Here is a 26119-nt window from a genome sequence, read left to right on the forward strand (position 1 = left end):
TCGTTCCCTGTTTTGTTGACCTGAGTTCCCGGCTCAGGCCTTCATTATTCTTCTCGAAGCCGGCAGCGGCTTGGACCACGTACCGTCGTGGTTTTTGTCCAGTTGGTCAACACCCATTCGACGGCGCTCGCCCGACAGCGTGCAGATACCATATCGGACCAGACGGGCCGCCATGAGTCGACCCATGCGCCGGCTAATTGACGCCGCCGATCCGGAAACATTTGCCAGGGGCCGCGCCTTGGGAAGCAGCCGCTATTTCAGCTGCGCAACCAGGCCCGCATCGGGAAAGCAGGTGGCGGGCTTGCCGTTCTTGGACTGCCAGATGCCGATCGAGCGGCGGGTCTTGAAGCCGGGCAGGCCGTCGGCACTGCCGACATCGTAGCCCTTGGCCTCAAGCGCATGCTGCAGGGCGGCGATATCGGAGCGATGGAGATCGCCGACCGCGCCCCAGGCGCCGGCAAAGGTGGCGTCGCCCTTGGCGATGCGGTCGGCGGCATGGCCGATGAACAGGCCGTAGAGATCGCTGTTGTTGTATTGCTTGATCACATAGAAGTTCGGCGTGACGACGAAGGCCGGACCGCTGCGCCCGGCCGGCATCAGCAGGAAACCCTCGGCCTTCAACTCGCTCGCCGCAAACGCCTTGCCGTCGACGCGCCTGATGCCCATCGCCACCCAGTCGGAGATCTTCTTGCCCTGGTCAGGCCCTTCGAGCGAGCAGGAGACATTTGCCGGAACCGTCACCTCGGTCCCCCAGCCGCGCCCCCTCACCCAGCCGTAATGGACGAGGTAATTGGCGATCGAGGCGAGCACGTCAGGCGTCGAATTCCAGATGTCGGGCCGGCCGTCGGCGTCGAAATCGACGGCATGCTTCAAGAAGGAGGTCGGCATGAATTGCGGCTGGCCGAGCGCGCCGGCCCAGGACGACTTCATCGCGTTGACCGGCGCCAACCCGCGCTCGACGATTTCGAGCGCCGCCAGCACCTCGGTGCGGAAGAAGTCTTTCTTGGTCGACAGGAAAGCGTCGGTGCCCAGCACCTCGAAGGCATCGTAAGGCATCTTGGCCGCGCCGAAGCCGGTCTCGCGGCCCCAGATCGCCAGCACGATCTCGCCTGGAACGCCGTAGCGCTTCTCGATCAGCCCGAGCGTGCGGGCGTTGGCGCTCTCGCGCATCCTGCCGCCGGTAGTGACGGCCCGAATGATCTTCTCGGCGAAATAGTTGGCCGGCGGACCGAACTCGGCCTGGTGCTGCTTCTGCGGCGTCGTCGGCTTTTCGCCGGGCAGGACGAGATCGGGCAGCTTGAGGTTCGGCTTCACACCGATGAAGGCGGCGTCGAAGGTTTTCTTCGAGATGCCCTTGGACTTGGCTTCGGGCCAGAGGTCGGTTTGCAGCCAGGCCTGGAACCGATCGTCGATGGGGGCGGCGCGGGAGGGAAGAGTGAAAAGGACACCGAGTAGTGCGAGCAGTAGAAATGCGAAGCTGGAAAAGCCGCGTTCCTTCGCGCCCCCCTCTGTCCTGCCGGACATCTCCCCCTCAAGGGGGGAGATCAGCTGTCGGTTCGGCTTTCGCCAATCACCAACATGGGAAAGAGGGCGCCGCCGGTGCAGTTTCCAATCTCCCCCCTTGAGGGGGAGATGTCCGGCAGGACAGAGGGGGGCGCGAAGGAATGCTGTCATCTCCAAGTCCCCCAAAATCCCCTCAAAACGCCGTCCTTGATCGTAGCGCCGCGGCCAGCGTGCCCTCGTCGAGATAATCCAGCTCGCCGCCGACCGGCACGCCATGCGCGAGCCGCGTCACCTTCACGTCGAAGCCCGACAATTGATCCGTCAAATAATGCGCGGTCGTCTGGCCCTCGACGGTGGCGTTGACCGCAAGGATGACTTCCTTCACCTCGCCGCCGGCGACACGGTCGACCAGCGAGCGGATGTTGAGCTGGTCCGGACCGATGCCGTCGAGCGGCGACAGCGTGCCGCCGAGCACGTGATAGCGCACGTTCATGGCCGCCGCGCGCTCCAGCGCCCAGAGGTCGGAGACGTCCTCGACGACGATCAGCGTACTGGCGTCGCGGCGCGGGTCGGTGCAGATCATGCATGGATCGGCGGTGTCGACATTGCCGCAGGTCGAGCAGATCCTGACCTTGTCGACCGCCTCGCCCATGGCGGCGGCCAAGGGCTCGAGCAGCTGCTCCTTCTTCTTGATGAGATGAAGCGCGGCGCGCCTGGCCGAGCGCGGCCCAAGCCCCGGCACCTTGGCCAGGAGCTGGATCAGGCGTTCGATTTCCGGACCGGCGATTCTCTTCGACATCGCCCTGATCTAGAGCAATTCCAGGAAAAGTGCGAAGCGGTTTTCCGTCCGGAATTGCGTGAAACGAAAAGATGGATCAGTTCGTCGTTTCGTGAAACGGCGGACTGATCCAGGATTTTTCAGGACAGCCAGCAACGGCACAGGGCCCGCCATGCTGCCATGGCGGGCCCTGTGCGGATGCAATCGGGTTCAGTTGGCTTCGAGCGGCCGGTCCTGGCTGACGATCATCGCGCCTATGGCGTCGGTGTTCTCAGGCGTCGACTGGAAGCCCATCGATGCTTCCTGCGGTGCGTTCGGCACCGAAGTGATATAGCGACCCTTGAGCGTGCCGCCGAAACGCGAGGCGTCCGGTTCGGCCATCGGCTCCTGCATCGCCACGACCATCTGCTTCTGCGCGAGACGACCGGACTTCGCGGATGGTGCAGGGATTGCAGGCGCCGCGGCAGCGGTCACATAGGTCTGTTCGGCGGAAGCGGTTTCGGTCCGCGCGGCGGCGGCCAAGGCGGCCTGCTTCGCCGGGTCCGGACGGACGATCGTCTTTACCACCGGTTCGGCGGAAGCAACCAGCACCGGGGCGTCGGCCGCGGGCTTCTGCCGACCGGACTTCTGCTGGTTGTCCACATTCATGGCGACCATCGGCTCGTCCGGCAGCGGCTGCCAGTTGCGGCCGCGCTTCTCATAGAAGGCGTTGCCGCCGGCGACCATCGTGTAATGCATGTTCTTGTAGGGGAAATGCAGGCCGGCGGTGTGGAAATACATCGTGTTCTTGAGCTTGGCCTTGCGCTCGCCCCGCAGCACCGCGTCGGCGGCTTCCTCGACATCGGGCAGCGCCCTGGAGTTCATCGGCCGCGTCATCACGCCGGGCGCAAACTGGCCCGGCTCGCCGACCACCTGACAGATGGTGCTGCCGTGCTGGCCGGAGCGAAGCCGGTTCATGACGACCGTGCCGACGGCGATCATGCCGTCGCGGCTCGACCGGTTGGACTCGAAGAACATCGCCCTTTGCAGGCATTCCTTGTCCTTCAGCGAGGGGCTGGAGGAACGCGTGAGGAAGCTTGGCGTGAGGGCGTCGGTCAGACCCGAGACCGACATGCCATGGGAAGAAGTGGTCTGGCTGCAACCGGCCAGGAGCAAGGGGGAAGTGACGATGCCGATAAGCAGCAGCGGCGTCTTCCATCGCGTCGCGATCACCAAAAAAGCCTCATGTCCAGATGCCAGCCCGCCCCGAGATGTGGCAAGAATGAGACTCTTTCGGGCAAAAAGATGGCTAGAGGGTTAGCAAAATCTGGACTTGGGTAAAACTTTATGAAAGCCGCGTAATGAGCCGTGAGCAACGCCGGCAAAATAGTTAACAACGCGCCGCGCGCCCAATTTCCGTTCATAATCAATTAACTGGGGGACGCCGCCTCAGAACGGCAATTTCATTCCGGGCGGAATCGGCAGACCCGCCGTCAACGCCTTGGTCTTTTCCTGCATCACCTGCTCGACCTTATTTTTGGCGTCATTGTGAGCGGCCAGGATGAGGTCCTCCAGGATCTCGGCTTCGTCCGCCTTGATCAACGACGGATCGATCTTCAGCGCTTTCATTTCGAACTTGCCGGTCAGCGTGATGCTGACCAGGCCGCCACCGGCCTGGCCGGTGGCCTCAAGCGTGGCGATCTCGTCTTGCATGGCCTGGAACTTGGCCTGCATTTCCTTCGCCTTGCCCATCAGGCCGAGAAGATCTTTCATCGGGGTGGTCCTCTAAGATTGTTTCAGATTTCGTCGTCGTCGGCCGCAGGCTCGACCGGCACTTCGGCCTCGGCCTCTTCCACATCCGGCACGTCCGGAATGCGCACGTCGATGATCTTGGCGCCGGGGAACCGGGCGAGAATGGCCGCGACAGTCGGGTCGCTCTTGGCATCGGAGAAGGCGTTCTCGCGCTTCGTCGTCTCCATCTCGGCCAATGTCTGGCCGCCCTCTTCCTTCGACAGCGACACCAGCCAGTTGCGGCCGGTCCAGGCGCGCAGCTTGGCGGTCAGGTCGTTGAGCAGCATCTTCGGCGCGTCGTCGGTCAAGGTGACATCGAGACGGCCGGGCTCGATGCGGACCGGTCGCACGCAGCGTTTCAGGAGCACCTTGAAGGCCATGTCGCGATTGGCGTCGGCAAGCGCGACGATATCGGCCAGCGATTTCACCGGAACGACGGGCGCCTCGGCAACGGGCTCCGGCGCCGGAACGAAGGCGGCGGGCGTGGGCTGCGTTTCGACCAGGCGCATCGTCTGGGCGCCGCCACCGGTGGAAGCCGGCATCCGCGTCTGCGCGACAGCGCTCGCGCCGCCGCCATTGCCGGAACTCGCCGGCGCTCCGTTGGCGCGCGGCGGCGCGCCGTTCTGCACCAGGGTCGCGCCCTCGAGCGATTTCAGCGCCTCGTCCAGCGTCGGCAGATCGGCGGCATGCGCGAGCCTGATCAACACCATCTCGCCGGCGCTGACCGGGCGGTTGGAGGACTGCACCTCGGGAATGCCCTTAAGCAGCATCTGCCAGGTCCGCGACAGCACGCGCACCGAAAGCGTGCCGGCGAATTCGGCGCCGCGCCGGCGCTCGTCCTCGGAAAGCGACGCATCGTCGGCGGCCGCCGGCACGAAGCGCAGGCGGGTGACGAGGTGGTTGAACTCGGCAAGATCGGTGAGCACCGCGGCCGGATCGGCGCCGGTGTCGTATTGCGCACGGAATTCGGCCAGGGCCGCGGCCACATCGCCTTTCATGACATGCTCGAACAGGTCGATGATGCGGGCGCGGTCGGCGAGGCCGAGCATGGCGCGCACGGCCTGCGCGCTCACCGTGCCGCTGCCATGGGCGATCGCCTGGTCGAGGATGGAAAGCGAATCGCGCGCCGAGCCTTCGGCGGCCCGCGCGATCATCGCCAAGGCCTCATCGTCGACGGCAATGCCTTCCTTGGCCGCGATCGAGGACAAATGGCCGACCAGCGCGCCGGCATCGATGCGCCTCAGGTCGAAGCGCTGGCAGCGCGACAGCACCGTGATCGGCACCTTGCGGATCTCGGTGGTGGCGAAGATGAACTTGACGTGCGGCGGCGGCTCTTCCAGCGTCTTCAACAGGCCGTTGAAGGCCTGCGTGGAGAGCATGTGCACTTCGTCGATGATGTAGACCTTGTAGCGGGCCGAGACCGGCGCGTAGCGGACGCGGTCGATGATGTCCCTGATGTCGTCGATGCCGGTATGGGAGGCGGCGTCCATCTCGATGACGTCGACATGGCGGCCCTCCATGATCGCCTGGCAGTGCTCGCCGGGGATCGAAAGGTCGACGGAGGGCTGATCGACGGTCGCCGTCTTGTAGTTGAGCGCCCGCGCCAGGATGCGCGCGGTCGTCGTCTTGCCGACACCGCGCACGCCGGTCAGCATCCAGGCCTGGGCGATGCGGCCGGTGGCGAATGCATTGGTCAGCGTGCGGACCATCGGCTCCTGGCCGATCAGCTCGGAGAAATTCGAAGGGCGGTATTTGCGCGCCAGGACGCGGTAAGCGCCGGCCTTACCTGTTCCCAGGCTTTCTGGCCCCAAATTTCCGGCTTCGCTCATTCGCCGTCAAAAGCTCCCAGGACCGCGACGGAAGGCGGCCGATTCCTGCGCATAGTCTCACCCGCACGGCTCGGGGCCGTCAATGTCGCGGGAGAAAGGCGAAGAGGCGGGAGGCTGGAACAATGACCCGTTCCGGGCTCGTTAGGGCTGCTTCCTTCCGGACCTGACCCGGTTGGCGAGTGGATCGTCCACCACCAACCTCCCGCGCTCCATATCGGCAATTCGGCGGCGAAATGCAAGGGCCGAGCCGAAACCTGCCGCCACATAGAAGGCGGAAAGTCCTTCAAATCGATAATGACGGCAATGAATCGCTTGCAGCCACCTTGCCGCCGCTCTAGCGTTCCGGGTTTGGAAAATGCTTACAACAAAAGCGAAGGAAACGCCCATGCTGCCTGGCCTCAAGGCCGGATTCACGCTGGACGCCCGGCTGGAGGCAGATAGCGAGCAGCTCATGTGGCTTGGCCTTTGCGAGCTCAGGCTGATGAACGACCGCCGCTGGCCATGGCTGGTGCTGGTGCCGCAACGGCCCGGCGTGGAGGAAATCCACGACATGACGCCGCTCGACCAGACGATGCTGACCTTCGAGACCAACATGGTGGCGCAGGCGCTGAAGCGGGTGACCGGCTGCACCAAGATCAATACCGGGGCTTTGGGCAATATCGTGCGCCAGTTGCATGTCCATGTCGTCGCCCGCTCCGAGGGCGATCCCGGCTGGCCGGGACCGGTCTGGGGGCACGGCATGCGCGAACCCTACCAGCGCTCCGATATCAGGCGGTTTGCCCAAACGATCAAGGCGGCGCTATAAGCTGACCAGTGTCAATTCCGCACCCGAGTTCCCATGAGCTTTCGCCTGTTCGACGCGCCCTTGCGCGAGCCCAGCCAATTCGTCGGTTTCGCCGGTAACCGGATCGACCGGCAGTCCGAGAACCGCGCTGACGACGCGGTCGGAAAAGCGCTGGCCGACCGCACCGCGCGGCTCATGCTGATGCATGCCGGCCGGCTCTACCTCAAACTCGACGATGGCAAATTCGACCCCTGGTTCAAGGCGGATGAAAGCCAGGCCTTCGAGGTTTCGCTCGACCACGGCGTGCTGCTCGGCTTTTCGGAGGAAGGCCCTGTGCTGGCGGTGCCTGCCGGCCTCGAGCCGGAAAAGCTGCCCGAGACGATCAAGGCGATCGACTATCGTTCCGTCTATATGCAAGGGCTGGTCGACGAGGCGGCCGCCGGCGCGCTGGCGCAAGGCGCCGCGCTGCTTGCCTGGCACGCCAGCCACGCCTTCTGCTCGAAATGCGGCAACCGCTCGGAAATGCGGGCCGGCGGCTACCGGCGCCATTGCCCTGCCTGCGGCACCGACCATTTCCCGCGCACCGACCCGGTGGCGATCATGCTGACGGTGACGGGCGAAAAATGCCTGCTCGGACGCGGCAGGCATTTCGCGCCGGGCATGTATTCGGCGCTTGCCGGCTTCATCGAACCGGGCGAGACGATCGAGGCGGCGGTACGGCGCGAGACGCTGGAAGAGGCGGGCATCCGGCTCGGTCGCGTCGTCTACCACGCCAGCCAGCCCTGGCCGTTCCCCTATTCGCTGATGATCGGCTGCTTCGGCGAGCCGCTCAACGAGGATATCCAGGCCGACCTCAACGAATTGGAGGACTGCCGCTGGTTTTTCCGCGACGAGGTGCGCACGATGCTGGACAGGCAGCACGCCGACGGCTTGATTACCCCGCCGAAGGGAGCGATCGCCCATCACCTCATCCGCGCCTGGGTCGACAGCGAATAGGAGCAGAAACATGATCCGCCACACCGTCGTGTTCACGCTGAAACATCCGCTGCAGTCGCTGGAGACGAAGCGCTTCCTGCACGACGCGAAGAAGATCCTGACCGGGATCAAGGGCGTCACGCATTTCGAGCAGTTGCGGCAGGTGAGCCCGAAGAACGACTACCAGTTCGGCTTCTCGATGGAGTTCGCCGACCAGGCGGCCTACACGCGCTACAACGAGCATCCCGACCACGTCGCCTTCGTGCGCGACCGCTGGGTGCCGGAGGTCGAGAAGTTCATGGAGATCGACTACGTGCCGCTCGGCTTCGGCTGAAATTGGGTTAAGCGCAAACGTCGGAGATTAGCGCGGGCCTCCATCAGGTCGTCATTCCAGGACGGAGCGAAGCGAAGACCCTGGAATCCATGCCGTTGCCTCAGCCGAAGGGCGCAGCGGAGCAGAATTCTGCGCCGTGGGCGGCGCTTCAACGTCACGGAATGGATCCTCGGGTCTGCGCGCGTCGCTTCGCTCCTTGCTTCGCCCGTGGATGACGAAGTGTGAGCGTCTCGGCTAAGTTCGCAGGTTTAGCCAGCCTAGTCCGCCACCTTCCACTGCTCGCGTGAGGCGCTTGCCGGATAGACGCCGAGGATGCGCATCTCGCGCGAGAAGAAGCGTAGCTCGTCCAGCGCCAGCTTGACCAGCGGATCGTCCGGATGACCCTCGATGTCGGCGTAGAACAGCGTCGCGGTGAAGGCGCCGAGCTGGTAGCTCTCAAGCTTGGTCATGTTGATGCCGTTGGTGGCGAAACCGCCCATGGCCTTGTAGAGCGCCGCAGGCACGTTGCGGACACGGAAGATGAAGGTCGTCATCATCTTGGCGTCCGGCGCCGGGCGCTCCACCCAAGCCTTGTTCTTGGTCAGCACGACGAACCGGGTGACGTTGCTATCGGTGTCCTCGACATTCTTCTCGATGATGTCGAGCCCATAGAGTTCCGCGGCCAGCGCCGGCGCCAACGAGGCCATGGTGCGGTCCCGGACCTCCGAGACCATCTTGGCCGAACCCGCCGTGTCGCCGGCGATCACTGGCTTCCAGCCGTTCTTGCGGATGTATTTGCGGCATTGGCCGAGCGCATGGATATGGCTGTGCACGGTCTTGATCTCTTCGCGCTTCACCCCCGGCAGCACCATCAGCTGGAAGTGGATCGGCAGGAAATACTCGCCGACGATGTGCAGCTTGGATTCCGGCAAGAGGTGATGGATGTCGGCGACGCGCCCGGCGATCGTGTTCTCGATCGGGATCATGGCGAGCTCGGCCTTGCCGGTCTCGACCGCGTTGAAGGCGTCCTCGAAGGTCGGGCAAGGCAACGGCTCCATCGACGGGAACATGTTGCGGCAGGCCGTGTCGGAATTGGCGCCTGGCTCGCCCTGGAAGGAGATTCTGTTGGTCTTAGCGGTCATGCCGATATCTCAGTTTGAAAGGAACTTTCTCGCCCGCTCCAGATCGTCGGGGGTGTCGACGCCAAGCGGCAGCGATCTGACGATCTCAGCGTCGATGCGCATGCCGGCTTCGAGCGCACGCAGCTGCTCCAGCCGCTCGCGACGCTCCAGCGGCGACGGCTTCAATGCGACGAAGCGTTCCAGCGCGGCACGGCGATAGGCGTAGAGGCCGATGTGATGGTAGAGCGGCCCCTCGCCCCAAGGCGCGGTGGCGCGGGTGAAATAGAGCGCTCTCAGCCTTGTCGCGGAAAGCGGCGAGCCGACGATCTTGACCACATTCTGCTTGGTCTTCTCCTCGTCGCGCACGATCTCGACGCCGAGCGTGGCGATATCGACCGATCTGTCCTCAAACGGCCGCAGCGACGCGCCGATGATCTCGGGATCGATGGTCGGCAGGTCGCCCTGGACGTTGACGATCGTTTCCACCTGCTTTTCGGGGTCGAGGGCCGTCAGCGCCTCGAAGATGCGGTCGGAACCCGATTCATGATCCGCGCGGGTCATGACCGCCTCGAAACCGTGCGCCCGCACGGTTTGCGCGACCGCTTCGGTGTCGGTTGCCACCACGACACGGCCAAGCCTGGCCTCGGCGGCACGGCGGGCGACATGGACGATCATCGGCGCGCCCGCAATATCGGCCAGCGGCTTGCCCGGCAGGCGCGTCGAGGCCATGCGGGCGGGGATCAGGATCAAGGTTGACATCGGATTTCTGGGCAGTCGAAAAACGCGGATGGAAAAGTGGCAAAAGGTCTCACTGGAAGCGCCCTTATAGGTGTTGCAACGCCAGAGCAAAAGACCTAGTTTCCGCCCGATTTGACTGGCCTTTCGAGGCAGTTCGCGATACCGACGGACGGAGTGGACGGGACGGTCCGCCGGAAAAGGGAGCAAGGGGCGTATGGATTCCAACGAAGTCAACAAGCTGCTCGGCGGATTTCTGGGAACCTGCTTCATCGTCTTTTCGATAGGTCTCGTCTCGGACGCGTTGTTCGCCTCGCCGGCGCCGGAAAAGCCCGGCTTCGCCATCGAGGCCCAGGAGCCGACCGAAGGCGGCGCCGCCGCGCCTGCGGCGGAAGCCAAGCCGATCGCCGACCTGCTCGCCGGCGCCAGCGCCGATGCCGGTGCCGCCATCTTCAAGAAGTGCCAGGCCTGCCATTCCGGCGAGAAGGGCGGACCGAACAAGGTCGGCCCGGATTTGTGGGACATCGTCGACCGTCCGGTTGCCGAGCATGAGGGCTTCGCCTATTCGGCCGGCATGAAGGACTTCTCCAAGGGCGGCCAGGAGCACTGGACCTACGAAAACCTCAACCACTTCATCACCTCGCCGAAGAAGTTCGTGAAAGGCACGGCGATGGGCTTCGCCGGCCTGCCGAAGGATGAAGACCGCGCCAACGTGATCGCCTATCTGCGCACGCTGTCGGACAATCCGAAGCCGCTGCCGCAGCCGGGCGCTGCCGCCGACGCCTCGGCAAAGCCGGCGGACGCTACCAAGCCGGCTGCGGGTGCTGCCCCGGCCAAGCCCGCCGAAGGCGCTGCGCCGTCCAAGCCTGCGGCCCCCGCTCAATAAACAATTTGTCATAGAGACTTCCTTGGAAAAGCCGGGTTCGTCCCGGCTTTTCTGTTAGGAAATATGCATGGACGGCGACAAAGGCCGTGCTTGCGGTTCCCACCGGCGTCAAATGATCTAGATTGCGGGTGGGCAGAGCAATTCCAGGAAAAATGGGAACCGGTTTTCCGTCTGGAATTGCGCCGAGACAAGGCAATAGAGCGGCCGTCGTTTCCGTGAAACGATGGGCGCTCTGGGGCTCACGACGAGGAGAACGCATGAAGGTTGGCCGCTTCCGCACGCTTTTCGCATCGGCGCTGGCGCTCGCCTTCGCCGCCAGCCTGCAGGCCAGCTTCGCCGATGAGTGGCGCACGACGTCGTCGCTGATCGGACCTTCCAAATACGGCGAGAATTTCCAGCACTACGACTACGTCAATCCGGATGCTCCGAAGGGCGGCACCTACAATTCCGTCGTTACCGGCACTTTCGACAGCTTCAACCCCTATATCGTGCAGGGGTCGCCGGCCGCGGGGCTGGTCGGGTTCGGTGGCGGTTTGCTCTACGACACGCTGATGGACCAGGCGACCGACGAAGGCAGCGTCAGCCACCCGCTGGTTGCCGATGCCTACAAATACCCTTCCGACTACTCGTCCGCCACCTACCGGCTCGATCCACGGGCAAAATGGCATGACGGCCAGCCGATCACCGTCGACGACGTGATTTGGTCCTTCCAGGTGCTCAAGGCCAACAGCCCGCAGTACAGCCGCTATTTCGAGAACGTCACCGACGCTGTGGCGATCTCCGATCGCGAGGTCGAATTCCATTTCAACCAGAAGGGCAACCGCGAGCTGCCCAAGATCCTCGGCGATCTCGTCGTTTTGCCGAAGCACTGGTGGGAAGGCACGGACGCCAGCGGCAAGAAGCGCGACATCACCAGGCCGACGCTGGAGCCGCCGCTGGGGTCTGCCGCCTATAAGATCGCCAGCTTCAAGCCGGGCTCGGAGATCGTCTGGCAGCGCGTGCCGGACTATTGGGGCGCCAAGCTGCCGGTGAAGGTCGGCCGCGAGAATTTCGACACCCAGCGCTTCACCTACATACTGGACGACAACGCCGCCTGGCAGGCCTTCACCAAGGGCGGGCTGGACGACATCAAGCCGGAAAACAGCTCCAGGCGCTGGGCGACGGCCTATAATTTTCCCGCCATCAGCGCCGGCGACGTGATCAAAAAGGAATTCAAGACCACCTCGCCTGAGCCGATGCAGGCTTTCATGCTCAACCAGCGCCGGCCGCTGTTCCAGGATCGCCGGGTGCGCGAGGCGCTGAACTATCCCTACGATTTCGAAACGATGAACCGCACGTTGTTCTTCGGCTTCAACACCCGCACCCAGAGCTATTTCCAGGGCACCGAGCTGGCTTCGAGCGGCTTGCCACAAGGCAAGGAACTCGAAATCCTGGAGAAATACCGCGACAAGCTGCCGCCTGAACTGTTCACCCAGGAATTCAAGCTGCCGATCTACGACTCGCCGCAGGCGGAACGGAAATACCTGAAGCAGGCGGTGGACCTCTTCGCCCAGGCGGGCTGGGTGATCAAGGGCGGCAAGATGGTGAACGCCAAGACCGGCGCGCCGTTCAAATTCGAGATCATCGGCACGTCCGACACGGACCAGATCCTCTCGGGCACCTATGTCGCCAACCTGCGCAAGATCGGCGTCGATGCGACGCTGCGCATCATCGATCCCACCCAGTACGTCAACCGGGTCAACAATTTCGACTACGACGTCATCACCAATCTGCTGCAGCAGTCAGAATCGCCAGGCAACGAACAGCGCGATTTCTGGAGCTCGAAGGCCGCCGACGCGCCCGGATCGCGCAACTATGCCGGCATCAAGAACCCGGTTGTCGACGCATTGGTCGACCGCATCATCTTCGCCACCGATCGCGACGACCTCGTCGCGGCCACCCATGCGCTCGATCGGGTGCTGTTGTGGAACTACTATGTGGTCCCGCAATTCCATCGGGCGGTGGTGTGGCTCGCCTATTGGAACAAATTCGGCATGCCGGAGAAGCAACCCACCTATCGCGGCGCCGATATCGATTCCTGGTGGATCGACCCAGAGAAGGAAAAGGCATTGGCCGCCAAATACAAAGGCCTCAATTGATGGGGCGGCAGGCTTTGCTTCCCCGTCGCGACTTCCTGGCGCTCGGCGTCGCGGCAACAGCTGCGGCCTTGCTGTCTGGCCGCGCCTTTGCCGAGACACCGACCGGCGTCAAGCTGCATGGCCTGTCGGCCTTCGGCGACCTGAAATACAAGCCCGACTTCACGCATTTCGACTATGTCAATGTCGACGCGCCGCAAGGCGGCACCTTCAACTTCTCGCCGCCGAACTGGGGCGCCAACCAGAGCCCGCAAACCTTCAACACGCTGAATTCCTTCGTCCCCAAGGGCGATTCTCCGCAACGCATGGAGATGTGTTTCGATACGCTGATGGTGCGGGCGCTCGACGAGCCTGACGCGGTTTACGGGCTGATCGCCGACAACGTGACGATTTCGGACGACCGCAACAGCTTCACATTCTCGCTGCGCCCGCAGGCACGCTTCCATGACGGCACGCAACTCACCGCCGACGATGTCGCCTTCACCTTCAAGCTGCTGAAAGACAAAGGGCATCCGGATTACGCGCTGTCGCTGACGCATCTGGAAGATGTCGTGGCGAAGGACGCTCACACCGTCGAGCTCAAATTCTCCGGCAAGCAGTCGGCCCGCACCATCCTGAACGTGGTCGGATTCCCTATCCTGTCGAAGGCCTTCTTTACGGCCAATCCGTTCGATTCCTCGCAGCTCAATCCGCCGCTCGGCTGTGGCGCCTACAAGGTCGGACGCTGGTCGGCGGGTGCCTGGATCGAATATGAGCGCGTAACCGACTATTGGGGCAACGACCTGCCGGTCAATCGCGGCCAGAACAATTTCGGGCGCATCCGCGTCGAATTCTACCAGGATCGCACGGCTGGGTTCGAGGCCTTCAAGAAGGGCGAGATCCTCTATCGCGAGGAATTCACCTCGCGTGTCTGGGCGACGGCCTACGACTTTCCAGCCTTCACCGCCGGCAAGGTGATCAAACACGAGTTCCCGTCCGAAACAACGCCTTCCATGCAAGCCACCGCGGTCAACCAGCGGCGTGAGCAATTCAAGGACCCGCGCGTGCGGCAGGCGATCGCGCTCTGCTTCGATTTCGAATGGACGCGGCGCAACTTCTTCTATGGTTCCTATGAGCGCTCGCAATCCTGCTTCGAAAAGTCCGACTTCCGGGCCGCCGGCGCGCCAACGCCGCAGGAGCTGGCGCTGCTGGAACCGCTGCGCGCCCAGCTGCCGCCTGAGACGTTCGGCGAGGCGGTGACGCAACCGCCATCGGACGCGTCCGGGCGAGACCGCAAGCAACTGAGCGCGGCGCTGAAGCTGCTTGCCGAGGCCGGCTGGAAACGCTCCGGCGATTTCGTGGTCAATGACAAGGGCGGGCGGCTGTCCGCCGAATTCCTGGTCGACGACGAGACCTTCGTGCAGGTCTATTCGCCCTGGGTCGCCAATATGAAGGCAATCGGCATCGATGCTTCGATCCGGCTGGTCGATTCAGCTCAGTACCAGCTCAGGCAATCGACGTTCGATTTCGACCTGCTCTCGGCCGCCTTCAATTTCAGCGCCACGCCGACCCGCGACGATCTGGAAATTTTCTTCCACTCGCGTAGCGCCAGCGTATCGGGCTCGCGCAACCTGTCAGGCATTGCAAGCCCGGCGATCGATGCGCTGATCGATGCCGTCGGCGCCGCCAAGGACCGTGAAAGCCTGACCACCGCCATGCGCGCGTTGGACCGGGCCTTGCGCGCGCGGCGCGATTGGATTCCAAGTTGGTATCTGGCGAATCACCGAAGCGCCTATTGGGATATGTTCGGCTTCCCCGAGCAGAAACCCGATTTCGGCTTTCCGGTCGAGGCGCTGTGGTGGGTCGACAAGGGCAAGGCGGCAAAGATTGGCAAAGCCTGACATGAACGTTCGCGCGAGGTCGGACGCCTGATGGGCGCCTATATTCTGCGCCGCATTCTTCTCATGATCCCGACGCTGTTCGGCATCATGGCGATCTCCTTCGCGGTCATTCAATTCGCGCCGGGCGGTCCGGTCGAGCAGGTGATCGCCCGGCTGACCAACCAGGGCGGCAACGATCGCCTGGGCAGCGGTGGCGGCGACGCCGGCGGTAGCGGCAATTTCGACGTTGCCGGCGACGTCAGCTCGAAATATCGCGGCGCGCAGGGACTCGATCCAGAATTCATCAAGAAGCTGGAAAAGCAGTTCGGCTTCGACAAGCCGCCGCTCGAACGCTTCGGCATGATGCTGTGGAACTATAGCCGCTTCGATTTCGGCGACAGCTATTTCCGCGACATCTCGGTGCTGAACCTGATCCTGGAGAAGATGCCCGTCTCGATCTCGATCGGGCTGTGGATCACGCTTCTGTCCTACCTGATCTCGATCCCGCTCGGTATCCGCAAGGCGGTGAAGGACGGCTCGACCTTCGACGTGTGGACCAGTGGCGTCGTCATCGTCGGCTATGCCATTCCCGGCTTCCTGTTCGGCATCATGCTCATGGTGCTGTTTGCCGGCGGTTCGTTCTGGGACTGGTTTCCGCTGCGCGGCATCGTTTCGGACAATTGGGACCAGCTCTCCTGGCCGGGCAAGATCGCCGACTATTTTTGGCACATGACGCTGCCATTGACGGCGCTCGTGCTGTCGGCTTTCGCGACGACCACCCTGCTCACCAAGAACTCCTTCCTCGAGGAAATCCGCAAGCAATATGTGGTCACGGCGCGCGCCAAGGGCCTGTCGGAGCACAAGGTGCTCTACGGCCACGTCTTCCGAAACGCCATGCTGATTGTCATCGCCGGCTTTCCCGGCGCCTTCATCTCGGCCTTCTTCACCGGCTCGCTGCTGATCGAGAACATCTTCTCGCTCGACGGCCTCGGCCTGCTCGGCTTCAAGTCGGTGATCGACCGCGACTATCCGGTGGTGTTCGCCACCCTCTACATCTTCTCGCTGCTCGGCCTGTTCGTCGGCCTTCTGTCCGACCTGATCTACACCTGGGTCGATCCGCGTATCGACTTCGAGCGGAGAGACATCTGATGGCCGAGGCCGCGATCGAAAGCGCGCCGGCGCGGCCTCGCAGGCCATGGCTGTCGCCGCTCAACCAGAGGCGATTGCAGAATTTCAAGGCCAACCGTCGCGGCTACTGGTCGCTCTGGATTTTCCTGCTGCTGTTCGTACTGTCGCTGTTTTCCGAGCTGATCGCCAACGACAAGCCGATCATCGCCTCCTACAAGGGCGAGATCCTGTTTCCGGTCCTGGTCGCCTATCCGGAGGAGAAGTTCGGCGGTTTCTATGCCGTCACCGACTATCGCGATCCGGTGATCCAGGACGAGATCAATTCCAATGGCTGGATGATCTGGCCGCCGGTCCGCTACTCCTATCAGACGGTCAACAACGCCATTCCGGAACCGGCGCCGGCAAAACCGTCCTGGCTTTACGACAAGAACAAGCGTTGCGGCCAATACCCAAAGGGAGCGGCCGACGAGAACTGCGTCGTCGGCAACTGGAACTGGCTGGGCACGGACGACCAGGCCCGCGACGTGCTGGCACGCGTGATTTACGGCTTCCGCATCTCGGTGCTGTTCGGCCTGATCCTGACGCTCGGCTCGTCGTTGATCGGCGTCGCGGCCGGCGCGGTGCAGGGCTATTTCGGCGGTTGGACCGACCTTCTCTTCCAGCGCTTCATCGAGATCTGGTCGGCGATCCCGGTGCTGTACCTTTTGCTGATCGTCTCGGCCATCCTGCCGCCGGGCTTCTTCATCCTGCTCGGCTTGATGCTGCTGTTCTCGTGGGTGGCGCTGGTCGGCGTGGTGCGGGCCGAATTCCTGCGCGCGCGCAACTTCGAATATGTCAACGCGGCGCGCGCGCTGGGCGTGCCGAACCTCACCATCATGTTCCGGCACCTGTTGCCCAACGCCATGGTGGCGACGCTAACCTTCCTGCCCTTCCTGCTCTCCGGCTCGATCTCGACGCTGACCTCGCTCGACTATCTAGGCTTCGGCCTGCCGCCAGGCTCGGCCTCGCTCGGCGAATTGCTGAAACAGGCGCAGCGCAACCTCAACGCCCCCTGGCTCGGCATTTCCGGCTTCATCGTCATCTCGGTGATGCTGTCCCTGCTGGTCTTTATCGGCGAGGCGACACGCGACGCCTTCGATCCGCGCAAGACGTTCAAATGAGCCAAGCCCTGCTGTCCGTCCAAGATCTGAGCGTCGCCTTCGCGCAGGGCGGCAAGCAATCGATCGCCGTCGACCATATCTCATTCGACATCGCCAAGGGCGAGACGGTGGCCCTGGTCGGCGAATCGGGCTCGGGCAAATCGGTATCGGCGCTGTCGGTGCTGAAGCTTCTGCCCTATCCCGCCGCCAGCCATCCGTCGGGCAGGATCCTGTTCAGCGGCGCCGACCTGCTCGCCATGAACGAGAAGGCCCTGCGCGGCGTGCGCGGCAACAAGATCACCATGATCTTCCAGGAGCCGATGACCTCGCTCAACCCGCTGCACACGATCGAGCAGCAGATCGTCGAGGTGCTGCAGCTGCATCAAGGCATGCGCGATGCTCCGGCCCGCGCGCGCACGCTGGAGCTGCTCAACGAGGTCGGCATCCGCGATCCGCAAAAGCGCCTCGACGCCTATCCGCACCAGCTCTCCGGCGGCCAGCGCCAGCGTGTCATGATCGCCATGGCACTGGCCAACGAGCCGGAACTGCTGATCGCCGACGAGCCGACGACGGCGCTCGACGTCACCGTGCAGGCGCAGATCCTGGAACTGCTGGCGAAGCTCAAAACCCGCAAGGGCATGTCGCTGTTGTTCATCACGCATGATCTCGGCATCGTGCGCCGGATCGCCGACCGCGTCTGCGTCATGACCAAGGGCAAGATCGTCGAGAGCGGTCCGACCAGGGAAATCTTCGCCAATCCGCAGCATGACTATACAAAGCATCTGCTGGCGGCCGAGCCGAAGGGCAAGCCGCCCACGGCCGACCCGGGCGCCAAATCCGTCATGACGGGCAAGGACATCAAGGTCTGGTTCCCAATCAAGAAGGGTTTCTTCCGCAAGACTGTCGACCATGTGAAGGCGGTCGACGGCATCGACGTCACCGTGCGCGCCGGCCAGACGCTCGGCGTCGTCGGCGAATCCGGCTCGGGCAAGACGACGCTCGGGCTGGCGCTCGCCCGGATGATCTCCTCGACCGGCACGATCAATTTCAACGGGCGCGACATCAACCAGCTGTCCTTCAGCGCCATGCGGCCGCTGAGAAGCGAATTGCAGATCGTCTTCCAGGATCCGTTCGGATCGCTCAGCCCGCGCCTCTCGGTCTCGGAGATCATCGAGGAAGGGCTGAAGATCCACGCGCCGAAACTCTCCGCCGACCAGCGCGACGACAAGGTCGTGGAGGTGCTGAAGGAGGTCGGCCTCGATCCGGAAACCCGTCACCGCTACCCGCATGAGTTTTCCGGGGGCCAGCGCCAGCGTGTCGCCATCGCCCGCGCCATGGTGCTCAACCCGCGCTTCGTCATGCTCGACGAGCCGACCTCGGCGCTCGACATGAGCGTGCAGGCGCAGGTGGTCGACCTCTTGCGCGGCCTTCAGGCCAAGCACAATCTCGCTTATCTCTTCATCAGCCACGACCTCAAGGTCGTCCGTGCCCTTGCAAACGACGTCATCGTCATGCGCAATGGCCAGATCGTCGAGGCGGGACCTTCCGCGCAGATTTTCAGCAGCCCGCAAACCGACTATACGCGGGCGCTGATGGCGGCGGCCTTCAAGATCGAGACGGCGCCGACCGGCGTGGTCAGCGAGTAGGCTTGGCTGGAGATACAGGGAAGAAAAATCCGAAAATGGAAAAAGGCAAAATCCTGCTTGCCGTCACGGCGTTTCATCCGCAGCGCTGGCACCAGCTGCTGGCGGCCGAACGTGAGGTGGTGCTGGAGCCGGCCGGCGCCAGCGACCCCTCGATCGCCTACGCGGTGGTGTGGAAGCACAAGCCGAACCTGCTCTCCGGATTGCCCAACCTGCGCGCCATCTTCTCGGTCGGCGCAGGTGTCGATCACATCTTTGCCGACCCCGGCCTGCCCGATGTGCCGATCGTCAGGGTCGTCGCCGATAATCTCACCCAGTACATGACCGAATATGTCGTCTGGCGGGTGCTCGATCACCATCGGCACGGCATGCTCTATCGGGCACAGCAGCCGAAGAAGACCTGGCATGAGCCGCTGCAGCGGCCGGCCGGCGACATCTCCGTCGGTATCATGGGCCTCGGTCACCTCGGCCGCGCCGCGGCGTCGGCGCTGCTTTCGCTCGGCTTCGCCGTCAATGGCTGGTCGCGCAGCGACAAGGCCATGAAGGGTGTTTCGACCTATGCCGGCGAGGCGGGGCTGATCCCGTTCCTCAACGCCACCGATATACTGGTGGTGCTGTTGCCGCTCACGCCGCAAACCCAAGGCATTGTCAATTACGGGCTGCTCAAGGAACTGCGCCGGCGCAACGGCCTTGGCGGCGCGGTGTTGATCAATGCCGGGCGTGGCCGCCTGCAGAAGGACGCCGACATCGTGCGCGCGCTGGACGACGGCACGCTGAAGGAAGCGAGCCTCGACGTGTTCGAAGTCGAGCCGCTGCCGAAGACCAGCCCGTTATGGAGCCATCCGAAAGTGTTCGTCACGCCGCACGCGGCGGCGACCTCGGACCCGGCCCATCTGGTGCCGATCATGCTTCGGCAGATGGACGCATTCGAGCGCGGCGAAAAGCTCGAGAACCTGGTCGACCGCGAAGCGGGATATTAGCCGGGAGTCAAACCCCAGTCGCGAAAACACTGCTTGATCGCCCGCAGCGAAGACAGCCGCAGCTTCGGCAGCGCAAGCTCTTCGAACATCGCCCGGTATTTCTTGCGGTTTTTCGGCGTGGTGACGGCGATGTGGTGGATCATGTCCCATTTGACGCTGTCGCGCCTGCCTTCCAGGGCGCCTAGCCTGTCCTTCTCGAACAGCGTTCGCCTAAAATAGCGCAGAAGGCTCGACGCCGTGGAGATATCCAGCAGGATCAAGCCTGTTGCCCGCTGAAGGCGCTGCGGCATGCACACCGAGTAGTTGCCGTCCATCACCCAGCGCTCGCCAGCTATCGCGGAATCGTGCAGGGCGATGAATTCGTCCCTCGGGCGCTGCTCCCAATCCGTGTTGGGCAGATGGAAGAGCAGATCGAGGTGAACGGCTTGCAAGCCGCGCTTGCGCGCGATCGCGTCGGCAAGGGTAGACTTGCCGCTGTTGGACGGTCCCAGGATAACGATGCGGTCGCCGAGGTCCGAGAGGTTCATCGGTTGGACTTTCATGCGCAGTCAAACGCTCGGCGATCCGGCCGGGCGTTAAAATATCGAATGTCGGCTTCTCAGGAAGGCTTCGAGCCGGGCAGCCCGAACGTCTCCTTCTTCTTCGGCTTGCCGCAGTCGCGGCGGTCGATCGAGCGGCTCATGGCGTCGATCTCGCCGCTCGCCTTGTTGCTGGCGCGCTGCGCCTTGGAGCGCGTGTCCGGCATAAAAGGGCCGAAGCCCATCGCCGGGTTGGAGAAACCCGGCTTGGCGGTGACAGGCAGATTGTTCTGCTGCGCCAACTGATTGCGCTGCGCCAGCAATTGGTCGCAAGGCACATCGTCATACTGCAACGAGGACTGGACATCCTCGTCCTGACGCTCGGCCATCGACGTGCCGCCGACGCAGCCGGCAACCGTCAGGCAGGATGCCAACGCAACCATGGTCCAGCGCATGGATATCTCCTTGCGACGTTCGCCCCCCTGTAACCCGACATGCGATTCGGGCTTTTTCGGGGGCAGAGAATTAATACAACGTCGGCGGGACAGCACCCCCCTCTGTCCTGCCGGACATCTCCCCCTCAAGGGGGGAGATTGGCAGTTTCGGCCTGCCGCTCTTCCTGCAGCGTTGGCGATTGGCGAAAGCCGCCGCGACATCCGATCTCCCCCCTTGCGGGGGAGATGGCCGGCAGGCCAGAGGGGGGTGGGAAGGATCGCGGCGTTGGCGATCCTTTACACCGGATGTCCTTTCCCGGCCACGATGGCAAGACCCTCGACCGGATCGCGCCGGTCGTGCCGGATGACCATGCTTTCCAGCGACAGGACCGCAAGCCCGTTGGCGCAAAGCACGCGCCGCGCATAGGCCTCGGAATGGGCATAGCGCCGTGACGGCAAAAGGGCGAAATCACCGCCGCCGGCAAGCGTCTCGAGCGAAAAGGCGAATATGCCATCCTCGGCAAGCACGGTCGCAACCGCGCCGACGATGCGTTCGAGGGCGCCCAGATAGATGAATACGTCGGCAGCGACCACGAGGTCGGCTCTGTCGCCGGTGTGGGAGAAATGCTGAAGGTCGGCCTTGGCCAGCAGGTCGTAGATGCCCTTGGCTTTCGCCTTCCTCAGCATGCCGGCCGAGATGTCGTAGCCTTCCAACCGGTCGACGAAAGGGCGCAGCCTTTCGCCCATCAGGCCGGTGCCGCAGCCGAGATCAAGCGCCAGCCGGAACCGGCCGGGCCTTGCCGTGCCGATGGAGCGACCGAGAAAGTCCGGCAGCCCGTAGCCGAGCTTCTTGACGAGCGAGTCCTCGAAGCTGTCGGCATAGTGATCGAACAAGGTCTCGACAAAGGCGCTTGGCGGCGCCGCCGCGGCTGGCGCCTTGCCGATCAGTTGAAGCTTGAGCGCGGCGCCCAGGCGATCCGCGGGCTCGAGCTTCAGGGCCATGGCCCAAGCTTGCGCGGCCTGGTCGAGCAGGCCAGCCACTTCCTGCATCTCGCCGAGGCGAAACCAGCCCGCGGCCCAGCGCGGCGCCAGTTCCAGCGCGCCGAGCAGAAGCTCCGCCGCCTGCGCGGGCTCGCCCGAGGCGAGCAGCGTCTCGGCGAAATCGGCGCGACGGTCGGCATTCAGATCGCCCGACGAGGCCTGGAGCGGTTTCATCTCTTGAAGGATCCCACCGGCGAGGCGGGCCGGCGAAGGGTTCCATAGCATGATCCCGAAAAGTGGGAACCGGTTTTCGGAGAGAGATCATGCTCCAACAAAGAGTTGGATCGTGATGGCGTTTCAACGAAACGCCATCGCGATCCAAGATGAGTCAGCAGTCTCTTGCAACAGGCTTCCCGCGCGGAATTTAGCCACTATCTTGGAGCGATGCGCGCCAGCGAACTGCTCAAATCCCGACCGGAAGGCCTCTATTGCCCGCCCGGCGATTTCTTCGTCGACCCGGTGCGGCCCGTCGAGCGAGCGCTGATCACGCACGGCCATTCCGACCATGCGCGATCCGGCCACCAGTCGGTGCTGGCCACGCAAGAGACGCTCGACATCATGGGGCTGCGCTATGGCGAGGATTTCGCCGGAACGACGCAGGCAGCAGTGTTTGGCAAAACACTCGACATCAATGGCGTCGCCGTCACCTTCCATCCGGCCGGGCACGTGCTGGGCTCGGCGCAGATCTGCGTCGAGCACCGGGGCATGCGTATCGTCGCCTCCGGCGACTACAAGCGGCAAAAGGATGCCACCTGCCTGCCGTTCGAACCTATCCGGTGCGATGTCTTCATCACCGAGGCGACTTTCGGCCTGCCTGTGTTCCGTCATCCGCCGGACCATGAGGAGATCGCCCGCGTGCTCAAATCGGCGGCGCAATTTCCCGAGCGCTCGCATCTGATCGGCGCCTATGCGCTCGGCAAGGCGCAGCGCGTGATGCGGCTGTTGCGCGACGCCGGCTACGACAGGCCGATCTATATCCATGGCGCGCTGGCCAAGCTCAGCGAATATTATCAGGGCCAGGGCATCGATCTCGGCAAGCTCGAGCCGGCGACGGTCGAGAGCGGCAGCAAGGCCGATTTCGCCGGCGCCATCGTCGTCGGCCCGCCGTCGGCCTTCGCCGACCGCTGGGCGCGGCGTTTTCCGGACCCGATCTCGTGCTTCGCCTCGGGATGGATGCGCATCCGCCAGCGCGCCAAGCAAGGCGGCGTCGAGCTGCCGCTGATCATTTCCGACCACGCCGATTGGGACGAGCTGATCATCACGATCAAGGAAACCGGCGCGGAGGAAATCTGGGTGACGCATGGCCGCGAGGAAGCGCTGGTGCGCTGGTGCGAACTGGAAGGCATCGCGGCAAGGCCGCTGCATCTCGTGGGGTATGAGGACGAGGGCGACTGATGGCGATTCTTGACGCGGGAATTGGCAACGCCGCGATCCTTCACGCCCCCCTCTGGCCTACCGGCCATCTCCCCCGCAAGGGGGGAGATCGGATGTCGCGACGGCTTTCGCCAACCATCGACCTTGCAGGATGGGCGGCAAGGCCGAAACTGCTAATCTCTCCCCTTGCGGGGGAGATGTCCGGCAGGACAGAGGGGGGTGCCTCGCGCCGGCTTTCGCTATTGGCTTGGCACACCCTTTCATGAACCGCTTCGCCGAACTCCTCGACCGCCTGGTGCTGACGCCATCGCGCAACGGCAAGCTGACGCTGCTGACCGACTACTTCCGCAGCGTCGAGGACCCCGATCGCGGGCTGGCGCTGGCGGCCATCACCGGCGATCTCAACATCGCGGCGGTCAAGCCCGCGATGCTGCGCGCGCTGGTGGTCGAGCGCATGGACCCGGTGCTGTTCGGCTATTCCTATGACTATGTCGGCGACCTCGCCGAGACGGTGTCGCTGGTCTGGCCGCAACCGCAAGGACATATCCCCAATCATGCGCCGACGCTGGCCGAGGTGGTCGGCAGGCTGCAGGCAGCAAGCCGCTCCGACGGACCGAAAGTGCTGGCGCGGCTGCTCGACGACGCCAGCATCTCGGCGCGCTTCGCCATCATCAAGCTGGTGACCGGCGGCTTGCGCATCGGCGTGTCGGCCAGGCTCGCCAAGCAGGCGCTGGCCGACCTCGGCAAGGTCGATGTCGCCGAGATCGAAGAGCTGTGGCACGGGCTGGCGCCGCCTTACACCGAGCTGTTCGGCTGGCTGGAAGGCCGGGCGGAAAAGCCGAGGAGTGCCGCGCTTGCGCTGTTCCGGCCGGTGATGCTTTCCAATGCCGTAGACGACGGCGATCTCGCAAAGCTCGACCCGGCAGACTACGCGGCGGAATGGAAGTGGGACGGTATCCGCGTGCAGGCGGTGTGCGAAGGCGGCGTCCGCCGGCTCTATTCGCGCACTGGCGACGACGTGTCCGGCGCCTTCCCGGACGTTGCCGCGGCGATGAATTTCGAAGCGGCGCTCGACGGTGAGCTGCTGGTCGGCGACCCGCGCGAGGCGACGGGTACGTTTTCGGACCTGCAGCAGCGGCTGAACCGCAAGAGCGTCTCGCCGAAGATCCAGCAACAATATCCGGCCTTCATGCGGTGCTACGACGCGCTGCAGATCGACGGCGAGGATTTGCGCGCGCTGCCCTTCGCCGAGCGCCGCAAGCGCCTCGAGGCCTTCGTCGGGACGCTCGATCCCCGCCGCTTCGACCTGTCGCCCCTTGTCGCGTTCGCCGATTGGGAAACGCTTGAGAAGCTTCGCCAGGCGCCGCCGCACCCGATCATCGAGGGGGTGATGCTGAAGCGCTGGGATTCACCCTATCTCGCCGGCCGGCCGAAAGGGCCCTGGTTCAAATGGAAGCGCGATCCGCACACCATCGACGCGGTGCTGATGTATGCGCAGCGCGGCCACGGCAAGCGCTCCAGCTTCTATTCCGACTACACGTTCGGCGTCTGGTCCGGCCCCGAGGGCTCGGAAGAGCTGGTGCCGGTCGGCAAGGCCTATTTCGGCTTCACCGACGAGGAGCTGAGAGAGATCGACAAATATGTGCGCGACAACACGATCGAGCGTTTCGGACCGGTACGCTCAGTGCGCGCCGACCACCGGAACGGCCTGGTGCTGGAGGTGGCATTCGAAGGCCTCAACCGCTCGACCCGGCATAAATCGGGCGTCGCGATGCGCTTTCCCCGCATCTCACGGCTGCGCTGGGACAAGCCGGCGGCGGAAGCCGACCGCATCGAGACGCTGCAGGCGCTGCTGGATGGCTAAGAGCTAAAATCCGATGCGGGCGCGGTTGGGGATTGCTGCGCCCGCATCGATAGGTAAGCGCAGTCACTCCGCGATCGAGACGCGGATGTCGTAGATATCGACGGACTTGCCCTGCTGGTCGAAGTCGGAGTTGACGGCGATGGTGCCGGCGGCGCCCGGATGCTTGTCCGGGAACCGCACATCGAACAGATATTCGTTGCGCTCGTGGCCGACCGCGTAGCGTTTGCGGCCGCAATCGCCGAGATCGCCGAAATTGCAGTCGACCGAGATCTGCGTCTCCTTGCCCTCTTCCGAGCGGGCGATGATGTCGAACATGGCATGCTTGCCGGCAAGCTTCTCCAGCACGCCCTGGCCGACATCGAAGGCAATGGCCGAGCCCGAGGCGCCCGAGCGGATGCGCAGGAACTGGCCGGTGTCGTCCTTCATCACCTCGGCGGCGGCGTCGGACGGCGCGCTGACATGGGTCGGATCGGCGGGCGAGAAGACGTTGATCCAGTTCTTCGACTGGTCCGCCTCGCCTGGCTTCTGGGGCGAGCCGGGTTCGGCCGGCTGCGAGGAATCCTCGTCGTCCAGCGTCGGCGTCGGTTCCGGCGGACCGGTGTTGAGCTCGGCCGCCGTCTTGAACACACCGGTCTGCTTGGCGAAATAGAGGCCGATTCCGGCGGCCGCGAGCAGCGTCGCGACGACGAAGATCGCGGTCAGCGGCAGGCGCCGGCCCCTGATGCGCCGCTCGTCACGGTCGGGCGCGACCTGGGCGCCGTTGCCGACCGGAGCGCCCGGCGAATCATCGAGCGACGGCGCATCGGGAAGTGCCGTCTCGTCCGGCATGATGTCGGGCACGCGCGGCAAAACGCGCGAACGCGGCTGGTCCGAGGCGTCGGGCTGGACCGGACCGTCGACGGTGATCGAGGGCGAGGGTGCCGATTGCGACGGCGGCAACGGCGCGTCGACCGACGGCGCTGCCGATACGGCCGGCGCTTCGACGCGCGGATCGAGCGCGCCATTGCCGGCCGGCGCGACGTTTTCCGGCGGCAGGGTCACGTCCGGGACGGCCGGCAGGAACTCCGATTCGATCTCGGTGATCTTGGCTTGCACCGCCTTGCGGCGGCTGATGGCGGCCTCGACGGTTACGTTCGGATTGGCCTGCAGGACGCGGTCCAGCGCGGCAAAGGCCGATCGATAGACCTTCTCGCGGAACGCCCGGTCCTCGGCATTGCCCTTCTCGAAGGCATTGCGGATCGCTTTCTCGATGGGGTCCAAGCGAGCTCCCTCTGCGCGTTCGCTCACGTTATCTGATCGTCAGCCGCGGA

At 64.0% G+C, this 26119-nt stretch carries 23 protein-coding genes and 1 other RNA gene; 12 read left to right on the forward strand and 12 right to left on the reverse strand.

Annotated elements, in window-relative coordinates:
* Positions 1–252: 252 nt before the first annotated feature.
* From AC0YKC_RS02790 to ffs, 6 genes are all read right to left on the reverse strand, one after another.
* A complete protein-coding gene (locus tag AC0YKC_RS02790) occupies positions 253–1524 on the reverse strand; it encodes a lytic murein transglycosylase (protein WP_488509836.1) in 1272 nt (423 codons plus the stop codon).
* A gap of 172 nt (positions 1525–1696) precedes the next feature.
* On the reverse strand, positions 1697–2302 hold the full coding sequence (gene recR / locus AC0YKC_RS02795) for a recombination mediator RecR (RefSeq protein WP_320297772.1): 606 nt from the start codon (positions 2300–2302) through the stop codon (positions 1697–1699).
* A gap of 189 nt (positions 2303–2491) precedes the next feature.
* The gene (locus AC0YKC_RS02800; protein WP_320297773.1) at positions 2492–3493 is read right to left on the reverse strand and encodes a cell wall hydrolase; all 1002 of its coding nucleotides are present in this window, start codon (positions 3491–3493) and stop codon (positions 2492–2494) included.
* Positions 3494–3709: 216 nt separating this feature from the next.
* Positions 3710–4033, reverse strand: coding sequence for a YbaB/EbfC family nucleoid-associated protein (locus AC0YKC_RS02805; RefSeq protein WP_040993963.1), 324 nt, complete (start codon positions 4031–4033; stop codon positions 3710–3712).
* A 23-nt stretch (positions 4034–4056) separates the two neighbouring features.
* Complete coding sequence (locus AC0YKC_RS02810; protein WP_488509847.1) at positions 4057–5880, reverse strand: DNA polymerase III subunit gamma/tau; 1824 nt, start codon at positions 5878–5880, stop codon at positions 4057–4059.
* 106 nt (positions 5881–5986) lie between these two features.
* Positions 5987–6083, reverse strand: an RNA gene (gene ffs / locus AC0YKC_RS02815) — signal recognition particle sRNA small type.
* 182 nt (positions 6084–6265) lie between these two features.
* On the opposite strand from ffs, the gene AC0YKC_RS02820 reads away from it, so the two are divergent.
* The 3 genes from AC0YKC_RS02820 to AC0YKC_RS02830 are packed head-to-tail and all read left to right on the forward strand — an operon-like array spanning position 6266 to position 7973.
* Positions 6266–6685, forward strand: a complete 420-nt coding sequence (locus AC0YKC_RS02820) for an HIT family protein (protein ID WP_320297775.1) — start codon at positions 6266–6268, stop codon at positions 6683–6685.
* Positions 6686–6718: 33 nt separating this feature from the next.
* Positions 6719–7660, forward strand: a complete 942-nt coding sequence (gene nudC / locus AC0YKC_RS02825; RefSeq protein ID WP_488509853.1) for an NAD(+) diphosphatase — start codon at positions 6719–6721, stop codon at positions 7658–7660.
* Between the two features lie 10 nt (positions 7661–7670).
* Positions 7671–7973: a Dabb family protein gene (locus AC0YKC_RS02830; RefSeq protein ID WP_140843772.1), complete on the forward strand. Its 303-nt coding sequence runs from the start codon at positions 7671–7673 to the stop codon at positions 7971–7973.
* 257 nt (positions 7974–8230) lie between these two features.
* Here AC0YKC_RS02830 and AC0YKC_RS02835 read toward each other — a convergent pair whose 3' ends face one another.
* Positions 8231–9094, reverse strand: coding sequence for a prephenate dehydratase (locus AC0YKC_RS02835; protein WP_488509857.1), 864 nt, complete (start codon positions 9092–9094; stop codon positions 8231–8233).
* A 9-nt stretch (positions 9095–9103) separates the two neighbouring features.
* Positions 9104–9832: a 3-deoxy-manno-octulosonate cytidylyltransferase gene (locus AC0YKC_RS02840; protein ID WP_488509859.1), complete on the reverse strand. Its 729-nt coding sequence runs from the start codon at positions 9830–9832 to the stop codon at positions 9104–9106.
* Positions 9833–10025: 193 nt separating this feature from the next.
* On the opposite strand from AC0YKC_RS02840, the gene AC0YKC_RS02845 reads away from it, so the two are divergent.
* The 7 genes from AC0YKC_RS02845 (at position 10026) to AC0YKC_RS02875 (ending at position 19578) form a co-directional block, all read left to right on the forward strand.
* A complete protein-coding gene (locus tag AC0YKC_RS02845; RefSeq protein WP_488509861.1) occupies positions 10026–10694 on the forward strand; it encodes a c-type cytochrome in 669 nt (222 codons plus the stop codon).
* A gap of 257 nt (positions 10695–10951) precedes the next feature.
* Positions 10952–12832, forward strand: coding sequence for an extracellular solute-binding protein (locus AC0YKC_RS02850; protein WP_488509863.1), 1881 nt, complete (start codon positions 10952–10954; stop codon positions 12830–12832).
* The gene (locus AC0YKC_RS02855; protein ID WP_488509865.1) at positions 12832–14709 is read left to right on the forward strand and encodes an extracellular solute-binding protein; all 1878 of its coding nucleotides are present in this window, start codon (positions 12832–12834) and stop codon (positions 14707–14709) included. The genes AC0YKC_RS02850 and AC0YKC_RS02855 overlap by 1 nt, the downstream gene beginning before the upstream one ends.
* Positions 14710–14739: 30 nt before the next feature.
* Complete coding sequence (locus AC0YKC_RS02860; protein WP_320297782.1) at positions 14740–15837, forward strand: microcin C ABC transporter permease YejB; 1098 nt, start codon at positions 14740–14742, stop codon at positions 15835–15837.
* Complete coding sequence (locus AC0YKC_RS02865; protein WP_488509868.1) at positions 15837–16976, forward strand: ABC transporter permease; 1140 nt, start codon at positions 15837–15839, stop codon at positions 16974–16976. The genes AC0YKC_RS02860 and AC0YKC_RS02865 overlap by 1 nt, the downstream gene beginning before the upstream one ends.
* Positions 16973–18601: an ABC transporter ATP-binding protein gene (locus AC0YKC_RS02870; RefSeq protein WP_320297784.1), complete on the forward strand. Its 1629-nt coding sequence runs from the start codon at positions 16973–16975 to the stop codon at positions 18599–18601. The genes AC0YKC_RS02865 and AC0YKC_RS02870 overlap by 4 nt, the downstream gene beginning before the upstream one ends.
* 35 nt (positions 18602–18636) lie before the next feature.
* Entirely contained in the window at positions 18637–19578 is a 942-nt protein-coding gene (locus tag AC0YKC_RS02875; RefSeq protein ID WP_488509872.1) for a 2-hydroxyacid dehydrogenase, read from the forward strand.
* Here AC0YKC_RS02875 and AC0YKC_RS02880 read toward each other — a convergent pair.
* The 3 genes from AC0YKC_RS02880 to AC0YKC_RS02890 all read right to left on the reverse strand — a co-directional run bounded on the left by AC0YKC_RS02880 (position 19575) and on the right by AC0YKC_RS02890 (position 21745).
* The gene (locus AC0YKC_RS02880; RefSeq protein ID WP_488509874.1) at positions 19575–20105 is read right to left on the reverse strand and encodes a P-loop NTPase family protein; all 531 of its coding nucleotides are present in this window, start codon (positions 20103–20105) and stop codon (positions 19575–19577) included. The two genes, AC0YKC_RS02875 and AC0YKC_RS02880, sit on opposite strands and share 4 nt — an antisense overlap.
* Before the next feature lie 71 nt (positions 20106–20176).
* Positions 20177–20551 (reverse strand): hypothetical protein, encoded by a 375-nt coding sequence (locus tag AC0YKC_RS02885; protein WP_320297787.1) that lies wholly within the window; start codon positions 20549–20551, stop codon positions 20177–20179.
* A 276-nt stretch (positions 20552–20827) separates the two neighbouring features.
* Positions 20828–21745, reverse strand: a complete 918-nt coding sequence (locus AC0YKC_RS02890; RefSeq protein WP_488509876.1) for a methyltransferase domain-containing protein — start codon at positions 21743–21745, stop codon at positions 20828–20830.
* Positions 21746–21955: 210 nt separating this feature from the next.
* On the opposite strand from AC0YKC_RS02890, the gene AC0YKC_RS02895 reads away from it, so the two are divergent.
* Together AC0YKC_RS02895 and AC0YKC_RS02900 are read left to right on the forward strand one after the other, a co-directional pair.
* Positions 21956–22966, forward strand: coding sequence for a ligase-associated DNA damage response exonuclease (locus AC0YKC_RS02895; protein WP_488509878.1), 1011 nt, complete (start codon positions 21956–21958; stop codon positions 22964–22966).
* Positions 22967–23207: 241 nt separating this feature from the next.
* Entirely contained in the window at positions 23208–24809 is a 1602-nt protein-coding gene (locus tag AC0YKC_RS02900; protein WP_488509880.1) for a cisplatin damage response ATP-dependent DNA ligase, read from the forward strand.
* Positions 24810–24872: 63 nt separating this feature from the next.
* Here AC0YKC_RS02900 and AC0YKC_RS02905 read toward each other — a convergent pair whose 3' ends face one another.
* Entirely contained in the window at positions 24873–26069 is a 1197-nt protein-coding gene (locus tag AC0YKC_RS02905) for a hypothetical protein (RefSeq protein ID WP_488509882.1), read from the reverse strand.
* Positions 26070–26119: the final 50 nt, after the last annotated feature.

The organism is Mesorhizobium sp. CNPSo 4661 (assembly GCF_057784215.1).